10 protein-coding genes and 2 tRNA genes are annotated in these 10,406 nt (G+C 45.4%); 6 read left to right on the top strand and 6 right to left on the bottom strand.

All coding sequences use genetic code 11. From position 1 onward, the window contains the following. Positions 1-202: 202 nt before the first annotated feature. Both HDT28_08985 and HDT28_08980 read left to right on the top strand, forming a co-directional pair. The gene (locus HDT28_08985) at positions 203-490 is read left to right on the top strand and encodes a sporulation protein YabP (GenBank protein ID MBD5132699.1); all 288 of its coding nucleotides are present in this window, start codon (positions 203-205) and stop codon (positions 488-490) included. Beyond that, positions 487-843, top strand: coding sequence for a hypothetical protein (locus tag HDT28_08980; GenBank protein MBD5132698.1), 357 nt, complete (start codon positions 487-489; stop codon positions 841-843). Before HDT28_08985 ends, HDT28_08980 begins: the two co-directional genes overlap by 4 nt. Here the strand turns inward: HDT28_08980 and HDT28_08975 are convergent. The 5 genes from HDT28_08975 to HDT28_08955 form a co-directional block, all read right to left on the bottom strand. Continuing rightward, the gene (locus HDT28_08975; GenBank protein MBD5132697.1) at positions 840-1,649 is read right to left on the bottom strand and encodes a PHP domain-containing protein; all 810 of its coding nucleotides are present in this window, start codon (positions 1,647-1,649) and stop codon (positions 840-842) included. The two genes, HDT28_08980 and HDT28_08975, sit on opposite strands and share 4 nt — an antisense overlap. Before the next feature lie 201 nt (positions 1,650-1,850). Continuing rightward, complete coding sequence (locus tag HDT28_08970) at positions 1,851-2,876, bottom strand: DGQHR domain-containing protein (GenBank protein ID MBD5132696.1); 1,026 nt, start codon at positions 2,874-2,876, stop codon at positions 1,851-1,853. Further along, complete coding sequence (locus tag HDT28_08965) at positions 2,873-4,066, bottom strand: hypothetical protein (GenBank protein MBD5132695.1); 1,194 nt, start codon at positions 4,064-4,066, stop codon at positions 2,873-2,875. Before HDT28_08965 ends, HDT28_08970 begins: the two co-directional genes overlap by 4 nt. 393 nt (positions 4,067-4,459) lie before the next feature. Beyond that, positions 4,460-4,536 (bottom strand) — tRNA-Pro (locus tag HDT28_08960). A gap of 30 nt (positions 4,537-4,566) precedes the next feature. Then, positions 4,567-4,641 (bottom strand) — tRNA-Gly (locus HDT28_08955). Between the two features lie 355 nt (positions 4,642-4,996). Between HDT28_08955 and HDT28_08950 the strand changes: the two genes are divergently transcribed. Genes HDT28_08950 through HDT28_08940 form a run of 3 tightly spaced genes read left to right on the top strand, consistent with a single transcriptional unit; the run spans position 4,997 to position 7,851 of the window. Next, complete coding sequence (locus tag HDT28_08950; GenBank protein MBD5132694.1) at positions 4,997-5,974, top strand: ABC transporter ATP-binding protein; 978 nt, start codon at positions 4,997-4,999, stop codon at positions 5,972-5,974. After that, positions 5,964-6,992, top strand: coding sequence for an ABC transporter permease (locus tag HDT28_08945; GenBank protein MBD5132693.1), 1,029 nt, complete (start codon positions 5,964-5,966; stop codon positions 6,990-6,992). The genes HDT28_08950 and HDT28_08945 overlap by 11 nt, the downstream gene beginning before the upstream one ends. Before the next feature lie 13 nt (positions 6,993-7,005). Then, positions 7,006-7,851 carry a hypothetical protein gene (locus HDT28_08940; protein ID MBD5132692.1) on the top strand — a complete coding sequence of 282 codons (846 nt, stop codon included), beginning with the start codon at positions 7,006-7,008 and terminating at the stop codon, positions 7,849-7,851. A 42-nt stretch (positions 7,852-7,893) separates the two neighbouring features. Here the strand turns inward: HDT28_08940 and HDT28_08935 are convergent, their stop codons facing one another. After that, positions 7,894-9,246 (bottom strand): O-antigen ligase family protein, encoded by a 1,353-nt coding sequence (locus HDT28_08935; GenBank protein MBD5132691.1) that lies wholly within the window; start codon positions 9,244-9,246, stop codon positions 7,894-7,896. A 346-nt stretch (positions 9,247-9,592) separates the two neighbouring features. Here HDT28_08935 and HDT28_08930 point away from each other — a divergent pair, with 346 nt between their 5' ends. Beyond that, a complete protein-coding gene (locus tag HDT28_08930) occupies positions 9,593-10,375 on the top strand; it encodes a DUF4097 domain-containing protein (GenBank protein MBD5132690.1) in 783 nt (260 codons plus the stop codon). Positions 10,376-10,406: the final 31 nt, after the last annotated feature.

Genomic DNA, 10,406 nt, shown 5'->3' with positions numbered 1-10,406 from the left:
TAAATCGACAAACCCCAATTTCAGTAACCTACTTGACGAGTATTATAAATAGGCTTTTACTTTCGATATCACTATTGTATAATCGTTATCCGCGGGGAGATTTCTCGCAAGCTCGAAATGACAGGGCTCTTAACGTTTCCCTTCTGAACAATACGGAAGAAAAAATATCATATCCAACACCCCGTGCGCATACTGTAATTACATGAAACCACAAACACAAGCGCAAGCACCGCAAACAAAATTCACTTCGCACGCGGTCAACATGACCGACCGCAAGAAAGCGTCGATGACGGGCGTAGCCAAGGTCGACGGCGCGAGCGAGACCGAAATCGCGCTCACCACGTGCATGGGTCGGCTTATAGTAACAGGCTCGGGACTGAAAATCGTCAAGTTCGACGAGCAGGACGGCAACCTCGTGATCACGGGCAATATCGACGCGCTTAAATACGCCCAGACCAAGCCGCCGCTGTTAAAGCGTATTTTCAAATGAGCGAGCTGTATTCGTTCATTTTTTGTATCGGTCTCGGCATAGCGGCACGTTTGCTGTTCATGCTGATGTCGCTAATAGCAAAGCGCACCGACCTTTTGCCCGTCACCGTTCTTCTCGACGCGCTGACGGTAATAATCGTCGGCGGGGCGTTTACCGCGTACGTGATACTGTCGGGCGCAACGCTCGCGCCGTATATGTTCGCCGCGCTCGGCGCGGGGTATTTACTTACCTATCGACTGACTAAATCGAAAAACCGCGAGACCGAGCCGCGCGCCGAAAAAACACAAAAGGACAAAAAAACTAAAAAGTCCCAAAAAATCCGCCGCGAAAAAAACAACTGTCCGAACGCTTAAAAATGCTCGGGCAGTTTTATTTGGTCTATAACGTTCAAGCCGTGCTCTTGCGCGTACTTCAACATTCCGCGCGTGTACTCGTCGTTTAGGTATTTCAGGTTGTGCGCGTCGCTCGACACCACGACGGGCGCGTCGTACTTTTTGCAGGTATCTATGAGTAAATCGGTCGGATATCGGAAACCGTGATAACGAATACCGTTTGCGTTAAGCTCGACCGCGACGCCGCACTCTACTGCGGTCTTTATCATGCCGTCGAACGCGCGCGCCATTTCACTCGTTATGTGCGGGCGCTGGTAAAAAATGAGATCGGGGTGTGCGAACACCGAAAAGAATCCGGTTTTAAGCCCCGCTTTTACGCACTTGCAGTACGCGACGATATCGCCGGTAGTCACGCCGTCGCAAAACGAATTACAACGCAAGTCGCCGTTCATGTATTCGTGCTGACCGAGAACAAGATAATCGAGCTTGGTTAGAAGATCACGGTAATAATCGTCGTGCCCGGCGAAGTATTCGATTTCGACCGCCGACAGAATTTTTATCTTGTCGCCGTAAAGTTCGCGCGCGGGTTCGAACTGCGAAAGGTATTTTGCTTCGAGAACGGACGACGTGATATACGGCTCATACGACCCGACGGGCGGTACGCAGTGATCGGATATTCCTATAACCTCAAACCCGCACCGAACCGCTTCGGCAACGTAATCGCAAACCTCGCCGCCGGCGTGCCCGCAAAGATAATTATGCGTATGATAATTGCTCTTGACCCGCACTCCGCTGACATCGGCGCGCGTATCGTAATCCTTAATCATAAAAACCTCAAAACCGACTACTGCTAATTATACTACTTATAATCAAAAAAGTCAAACGTACGATTTAGACATGATTTTTACGTATTAGTATTGATCTATTATCTTCGGCGCGCTACTCCCCTTATGCCACTTCGACCAAAACAAAAAACCGCTTCTCGGCGGTTTCTGTTTTGTCTATTGAGTTCTAAAATACTAACTACTTTATTTTATTGACTTAAGAAGTTCATTTGCAATAATACTGTATCCCGATTCCGACGAGAAACCGGAGAAATAACCTCCCGGCAACCAGCATTTTTCATCCATCGAAATACGTCTTATATTACTTTCAATCATTAATTTAAATTCATCCAAAGAAATGTAATTATACTTTGCCAACAGCATATTTACCAATCTATTGATTGATGAATACCCGATCGGACCCTGTATGATGCGCCTATTCTCAAAATTACTGTTAAACAAATCGCTCCACCTTACAGCCACCGAATTCCAAATTGACATAATGGCTTCCTGACAGATAGCAATGTAGCCGTCAATATCTTCTTTCGTCTGCCAATCTAACACGAGTAACTTCTTTTTTACCATATTGTTGATAAGTGTACGGGTAGATTTTACAAAAGCATTTAAAGTGATAAATTGCGGGGTATTCTTTGTAGTACCCTCTAAAAGAATTTTATCATACCATAATTCGCAATTCGGATTGGAATATAATTTAAGAGCGACCTCGACCGCCAAATATTCCGCCCGCGGCATACTTAAATCTTCGCTGGCGGCATACTTGTTTAGCTTGTTTTTCAATACAATTGCCAAAGACGTATCCACTTTCTTTGATGTCTTATTTATAGTAATGAAAGTGTCGATCTCTACTTTCTCGTCAACGCCATCCATTACGATAACGGGAATTTCTTTATCTTTAATTTCGTCGTATCTCTCTCTATGATCTCTTTTTAACATACGAAAGGCATAAACACGATGCTGCCCATCGACAATTCTCAACGTGGATTCGGGCTCGAATTTTTTACTTGTAGCACAAATAATAGCCGTAGGCAAGAAAAAATCGACACATAAAAATTCAACGATTTTTTGGCAGTGTCCTTCATTGATCTGGCGCTGATATCCCTCGAAACTAACCGGATCAAATACACTCACTTCTGTATTGTTTACAAGCCAATCAACTGTTTTCTTGGTGGCAAACAATTTTACATTATTTTTTTGTTCAAGTTGAATCATTCCTTTCTTCTCCCTATTTTTTTATACAATAACGTTATTATATTTTTTATTGCTTGTGCCTTGGCATCACCATTTTCATTTGAAACATCAAATTCATCGTCGGCATCGTCAAATTCATCGTCGGCATCATCAAATTCATCGATTTCCGATGTGCATTGACCGATCAAGCAATTAGCCAAATAGTTTAAAAATTCCCGATAGCTCTTAAAATTATAAATGATGCTTGCGATATGATATATTCCCTTTAAATCATAATCATAAAAATTATTTTGTATTTCTTTTATCAACTCATCCTCATAAGATATTGCCGTTTGCAATGCTACTTTTTTACGTCTATGTTTTTTCTCCTGTAATGCAGCTATTACATAATCTTTTATTAGAGCATTATCGCTTTCACTTGAAAAAATCTTAAAAAACCTATCGTAATGCTCTGCTAATATATCCGTTTTGAATTGCTCGACCATTTCTTCCTTGGTTTTTACAAAAAACAACGATTGCAATAATTTTTCTTCGGTATTTGCTTCTTCAAACAATACTTGCAACTGTTTATCGGAAGCTTTTAAAATATTAAACAGCTCTTCTGATATGCTTCTTTTTGTTTCTATATTCGGATCAAAGTCTCTACTTTTATAGATTGTTTTATGATCGACTTCTCCCCAAATATTATGCATAATTGATTTTATTTGCATTTCAAAGCAATATTTATTATTATACTTTCCCGTAACTTTATAGATTGTATGTCCGTTTTTTTGTACACAATTTTCATTAAAGTTAATTGTAATTCTGTCAAAATTACCTAAATCATGATATTCTTTCAGCAAACGGTAAATATTCGGCTCGGCATCCAAAAAGAAACACGTGATTCTGAAACCTATTAAATCCGGTAATTCCTTTGTTATGAGTTCTTTATTGGTATCTCTATCATCGGTAACGCGCCAACTTTGCACGTATCCTTTCCGAAAAATTTTTTCATGAAAAGAATCACATCCTTTAATTCGAGATTCCGGATTTTCAAAAATTCTTTGATTAGGACTTAAATGCTTTTTTAAATATAAAACAAATAATTTTAACTGTTCCTCAATTTCCGTCTTGGCCCAATAAAGTTGTTTGTCTTCAATTAAGTCTTTAAAAGCCTCTAATAAGTACTTTTCTTTGTCTTCAGTTTTTCTTATAATGTTCATTTCATCCACAACCTTGATTAAAAGCTAATTAAGCTCTCCTCTATTAGTTTAACACAAGTTTTTTTAAAACGCAACTAATGACAATAGATTCTACTGATAAATAGTCAAACATAAATTGCTAATACTTTGACGATTCAATAGCTCACATAATTTTACTGCCGTTGAATACTAATATATTATTGTCCTGATAACTCTAGTGAAATTGTTATCACTGTATGCTAACACCGACAGTGAGAAATAATTTTTAATATTATAAATTTAAATCTTTCGGCACAATGTGCTACGCTCCTCTACATAAACAGTATCTTGCGTCTAAGGCGGCACGGTTGACATCCGTGCTGCACTACTCGTCCACTGCCACTTCGACCAAAACAAAAAACCGCCTTTCGGCGGTTTCTGTTTTGGTCGAAGTGGCGAGACTCGAACTCGCGGCCTCATGGTCCCTAACCATGCGCGCTAGCCAACTGCGCTACACCTCGATATCGGAACGGAACTCGTCCGTTTCCGTTTGGAGCGGAAAACGGGAATCGAACCCGCAACCTTCAGCTTGGGAAGCTACTGCTCTACCGTTGAGCCATTTCCGCATTCACCGAAACGATTATACCACGCTTTATTGTTTTTGTCAAACCCTTTTTATTGATTTTACAAAAAACTACCTACTTCTTTTTGGAAAGAAGTAGGCAAGAAAACCTTACGTTAGTGTTAGGTAAAAAGAAAAGTCTTACTCACCTTGCGGCGGTTCGCCTAGATACCCCGACTTCGCTCGGTATGATGATGGTTAGAGTTTTCTTTTCTATAATATCGTTACAACAAGCAACGTTCGAATTTATATTGATTAGAATTACATTACAAATTAACGTGCGCACTTGCTTACGCTTGACAAATTCGCTTAAATCGGTATAATTAAAGATAATAGATATTTCATGCCGTTTTGCGGTTATGCGGCGGCAAGGCTGGGTAATTTTGGAACAAAAACAACACGCGCTCGAAATCGAGCATTTATCGAAATCGTACGGCGACGTTAAGGCGGTCGACGATATTTCGTTTACCGTAGAGCAAGGCTCGCTGTTTGCGTTCCTTGGCATTAACGGCGCAGGCAAAAGCACGACGATAAACATCATTTGTTCCATTCTCAAAAAGGACGGAGGCAAGATTACTGTCGACGGCTACGACCTCGACGCCGATCCCATGCCCATCAAAAAAGCGCTCGGCATTGTTTTCCAAACGAGCGTTCTCGACCGCGACCTGACTGTCAAGGAAAATCTCGAAGTTCGCACGTCATTCTACTCGATGAGCCGCGCCGAGAAAAAACAGGCTATCGCCGACATAGTGCGCCTACTCGAACTCGAACCCATCCTTAACCGTCCCGTCAAAAACCTGAGCGGCGGCCAGATGCGGCGCGTCGATATTGCGCGCGCCATGGTTCACCGTCCGCGCCTTCTCATTCTCGACGAACCGACGACGGGGCTCGATCCCAAAACCCGCCTCGTCGTGTGGGCGCTTATCGACAAGATCCGCAACGAAACTGGAATGACCGTTTTCCTCACCACCCACTATCTCGAAGAAGCGGACAAGGCGACAGACGTCGTCATTATGGACAAGGGCAAGGTCATTGCGCACGGTACGCCCGTCGAACTTAAAAACCGTTATTCGCACGACAGCATTATTTGCTACCGCGACCGCGCCGAGCAATTAGAACAAAAGCTTGCCGCGGACGATATCCCGTTCTCGTACGACGACGAGCATTGCGCGTACAAGATTGTTATTCAGGACACGGCGCACGCCAAGCAGTTATTAAAGAAGTTCGACGAGTTCCTCACCGACGTCGAGATCGTCAAGGGCAATATGGACGACGTTTTCTTGAACGTTACGGGGCAAAAAATTCACGTTGCGGAGGATGAAGCCGATGAAAACTAAAACCCGCAACGCGGATATTTTCTTTCAGCTGACCCGTCGGCACTTACTAGTATTCGCCAAAAACAAAGTGCGGCTTTTGTACACGCTGCTAGTGCCCGTAATTATTTTCGTGGTATATCTTTTCTTTCTGCGTGGGCTCGAACTGGACGGGATCAGGAGCGGTTTGGCGCAAATGAGCTTGGAGCCGAGCGTTTCGCAAGAGCTCAAAGACTCGATCGCCGTGCTTATTAACGACGCGGTATTTTGGAAAAACGTTTACACGCTCGTCGACACCTGGATGATAAGCGGCATAATCGGGCTTACGGCTATAACCGTTTCCCTGCAAGCGAATACCGTAATCGTCGAGGACAAGCAGAACGGCGTGAACCGCGATTTCGCGTCGTCGCCCATTCACCGCAATGTGCTTATCGCGAGTTATTTCTTTTTTAACTTTATCGTCACCACGATAATCTGTATAGTGTTCCTTTTGATCTGCCTTATCTATCTTGCATGCATGGGCGAGCTCGCACTTTCCTTCGGCAACTTTATGACGATAATCGGCGTGCTACTGCTCTCGACCGTCGCGTCAACGCTTGTTACGATCTTTATCGGCTCGTTCATCAAGTCAGAAGGCACGCTTGCCGCCGTCGTCGCCGTGTTCTCAACGGCCGTCGGGTTCTTGATCGGCGCGTATATGCCGCTCGGTATGCTGCCCGTTTGGGTGCAGGGCATTTGCGGGTTCATCCCCGGCTCGTACTCGTGCGCACTGCTTAGGTACGGGTTTATGTCGACGCCCATCGCCAACCTGTCGGCGCACCTTTCGGGAGTTTTGCAGCCCGAATTCTGCACACAGCTGATGGATATGCTTACGACCAACTTCGGCTATAAACTTAATTTCTTCGGCATTCCCGTCGGCGAACAGTATCAAGCGCTCGCGCTCGCAATCTTCATTATAGTGTTCGTCGCGCTCAATATCGCAGTGGGCAGCCGAGTATCCGCTATTCTCGGCATGAAAAAGAAGAAAAGCAAAAAGAAATAATTAGAGGTACGCAATGAGCGAATTGATTAATACCAACGATAATCGCATGACGGTATGCTATTGCGGAAACAGCAAGGTTTTTCCGATGATAGCCATGTCGGCGCTGTCGGTTGCGACGCGCTCGTCGCGCCCGCTGACCGCGGTCATACTCACTATGGACTATTCCGAGCTCGATCCTAAATTCGTTCCCGTTACCGAAACGCAGAGCGAAATTCTCGACCGCGCGCTGAAAACGTTCAACCCCGAAAACGATGCGAAGATCTTACGCGCCGACGCGGAGTACCGAGCGGTTTTAAAGGGCGGGAAAAACGAGAAGTCGTTCTACACGCCGTACACCCTGCTAAGGCTGCTTCTTTCGCACTACAATTTAGGCGACAGGATATTATACCTCGACGCCGACGTTATGTGCTGTGCAGATCTTGCCGAGCTGTTCGACGTCGATCTGACCGACTACGAGTTTGCCGCGGTGCGCGACCACATGGGACAGCATTTCTACGGCAGAAATTACTTCAACGCCGGCGTTATGTATTTCAATCTGAAAAAGTCAAAAGAAACCGGATTACTGGACCGCGCCTGCACGTTAGTCAAGACCAAGAAAATGATGCTCAAAGATCAAGACGCGCTCAATAAAAGCGCAACGAAGAAGCTGATACTTCCCCGTCGATTCAACGAGCAACGCGCTATAAAACCGGACACCGTTCTCAAACATTTCTGCCAAGGCATAAAGTGGCTGCCCTTTTTCCACGTATACAATATAAAACAGACCGAGCGCGACAAGGTACATAAGAAGCTTAAAATCAACGACTTCGACGATATCTACGATTTATACGACGAGCTTATCGCGCCCCAATTAATATAGATTTGCAAAATAAAAAACTCGACCGCGCGTCGAGTTTTTAGTTTACATATTTTCTTGTTCCGTCGCCTGCGACGTTTGCTCTTCGTCTTGCGGTTCGGTCGGCGCTTGCGGTTCTTCCGTTACTGCCGCCGCCTGTTCTGCCGATTTCTCTTTTTTACAGTTAAGCCACACGCCGTTCTCGTCCATTTTGCCGATACTGCAAAGAAAATCTTTTTCGGCGAATGCAAGGATAATTCCGTAGTAGAGAATTATGTTTTGACAAATCATGACCATGTCGAACATACCGGCTATCAATATACCGAGTATGGCAAGCCCGGCGAACAATCGCGCCGAGGTCGGTTTTTTAACGCACATATACACCGTCTGCACGCGGTGGAAAAGATAGGCGGCAAGCCCGAAAATACCGAGCGTCGCCATGATTTGCAATATCGTATTATGCGCCCAATAAAACAAAGACGATTCGTCGACGCCGTATTTAAAATACAGTCCCGAACCGAACACGGGCGCCGCCTTAAAGCCGTCGAGCGCGAGATTCCACAGTCTGAACCTGCCACGGTCCTTAACGCCGTTTTCGATATAGATATGCAGCTTGTCCAGCATCCAGTCTTTGAAGCAAAATACCATGATTATCGCGGCGATCAACAAACAGCCCGCCGCTATCCAAATACCCAAGCGCCGTTTGGCGACAAAGCACAGGAACACCGTGCCGACCAAGTACATCGGACCCGCAACGATAAGCGAGCCGCGCGCGTACGTAAAGAATATGGCGGTAAACATTACCGTTGCCGCCAGAAAATACAGCAAGGAGTATTTCTCTTTCCAAGCCAGCCAAAACGCAAACGGCAAACACAAAAGCGTAGTGAACGCGATCGAATTACTGTTACCCCAGCCCAGCAGAATATATACCTTATCGGGCACAATGCCGTGCAGATCGGAGTTGAGCATGTACAAGAACGCGAGCTCGACGGATATGAGCAGTCCCATTACGACCATGCACTGCGCAAGGTAGCGCATGGACTCGCCTTTTTTCCACTTGACCGTACAAAAGACAAACAAATAGAAAACGTAATACAGTAGCGCAAACGTAAGTCCGTAACCGAGGTTCTTTATCGTATAATCGTGCGCGAATAATCCGTTCGTAAGATACGACGCAGCGAACGCCGCAAGCCCCGCCGTTAAAAAAGTAATCTTCTTGAAATTGCGATACTGTTTGTAGTAAATAAAATTAAACAAAAACGCCGCAAGAAAAATCGCGCCGATCAAGCAGAGGTTGATCACGTACGGCGTGGTTTGCCAAATACCGATATCCGCCCAGCCGGTCGAGCCGTGCGCACGCGGTATGCAAAAATACAAAAGAAGTACCGTCGGCACGAACGGTTTTAAATCCTCTTGCATTACAAAAATAAACGCGGTAGCGATTACGACGATCCAAATAAAGGGGAGTTCGAACCCCGACAAATGCGAAGCAAGCACTACCACGGCAAGACAAAGTACATACCAAATCGAATTTTGAAAATTACAAATTCGAACGATCGCCTTATTTTGTTTGATTTTTTCCAATGCTTGTATCACGTGTTTCCGTCGATAAAAGAAATAATACTCGGCATGCCTAACGAACAAAAAGTTCAGTCAAACAATACGCGAATTTATTATAGTCCTTTATTTAGACAATGTCAAACAAATATCCCTCTACTTGACCATTACGCTTGATTTATTGAGCGAAATAAGGTATTATATCGGTATGGAGTTTTCTAGCGTCAAAGATATAGCGATATACGGAACGGAGTGTCTTGTAGATATTTCGCGCGGGTCGGGCGATAAGTGCGAGCTTATCACCGCCAAGGAGAAATACTTTGACGTGCAGTGTGATAACAACGGGCAGCTCACCGTCACGCAAAAAAAGGGCAACTTCTTTTATAGGATAATCAATAGACGATTCGAGTTCAAGCTTGTTCTGCCGCGAAGCTTTAAGGGGCGGCTGAGGTTCAGGAACAAGAACGGCGGGCTGTACCTGACGGGCGGAGAGTTCGAGGGCGTCGAGCTTTCTACGTTCAACGGGAAGTTCGATATTCGGGATATTTCGTGCGCCGAGTTCGGGCTGAAAATGAAAAACGGCACGATCGATATTCATCGCTTGACCGCCGCGCAGACGGTGTCGCTCAGGTGCAAGAACGGCAACGTCAAGGCGGAAACGGTATCAGCGTCGGCGCTTACCATATCGAGCGATAACGCGGGACTGTCGGCTGTCGATGTCAGGACCGAGCGGCTCGATTGCTCTACGCATAACGGCACGATCGACGTGAACGGCATAGCCGCGCCCGAGGTCAAGCTCGATACGTCAAACGGCAAGATCTACGCCGCGATCGTCGGCAACCGCGACGAGTATCGGGTGTCGCTCGAAACGTCGCACGGCGCGATCACCGTCGACGGCACGCCGAGCAAGAATTTCACCGATCCGTCGGGGCCCAAACGCCGTGTCACCGCTCGGACGTCCAACGGCGATATAGATTTGAGATTTTTGTAGTTTTTCCCTACTTCTTTTGGAAAAGAAGCAG

Source organism: Clostridiales bacterium (assembly GCA_014799665.1).
Taxonomy (GTDB): Bacteria; Bacillota; Clostridia; order Christensenellales; family Pumilibacteraceae; genus Anaerocaecibacter.
This window is presented reverse-complemented; position numbering and strand designations above follow the sequence as displayed.

Excerpts from the sequence above, each read along its gene's own strand:
- HDT28_08950 (MBD5132694.1), top strand. The coding sequence starts at position 4,997 with ATGCGGCGGCAAGGCTGGGTAATTTTGGAACAAAAACAACACGCGCTC.
- HDT28_08975 (MBD5132697.1), bottom strand. The coding sequence starts at position 1,649 with ATGATTAAGGATTACGATACGCGCGCCGATGTCAGCGGAGTGCGGGTC.
- HDT28_08945 (MBD5132693.1), top strand. The coding sequence starts at position 5,964 with ATGAAAACTAAAACCCGCAACGCGGATATTTTCTTTCAGCTGACCCGT.
- HDT28_08935 (MBD5132691.1), bottom strand. The coding sequence starts at position 9,246 with ATGCAAGAGGATTTAAAACCGTTCGTGCCGACGGTACTTCTTTTGTAT.
- HDT28_08980 (MBD5132698.1), top strand. The coding sequence starts at position 487 with ATGAGCGAGCTGTATTCGTTCATTTTTTGTATCGGTCTCGGCATAGCG.
- HDT28_08940 (MBD5132692.1), top strand. The coding sequence starts at position 7,006 with ATGAGCGAATTGATTAATACCAACGATAATCGCATGACGGTATGCTAT.
- HDT28_08930 (MBD5132690.1), top strand. The coding sequence starts at position 9,593 with ATGGAGTTTTCTAGCGTCAAAGATATAGCGATATACGGAACGGAGTGT.
- HDT28_08985 (MBD5132699.1), top strand. The coding sequence starts at position 203 with ATGAAACCACAAACACAAGCGCAAGCACCGCAAACAAAATTCACTTCG.
- HDT28_08970 (MBD5132696.1), bottom strand. The coding sequence starts at position 2,876 with ATGATTCAACTTGAACAAAAAAATAATGTAAAATTGTTTGCCACCAAG.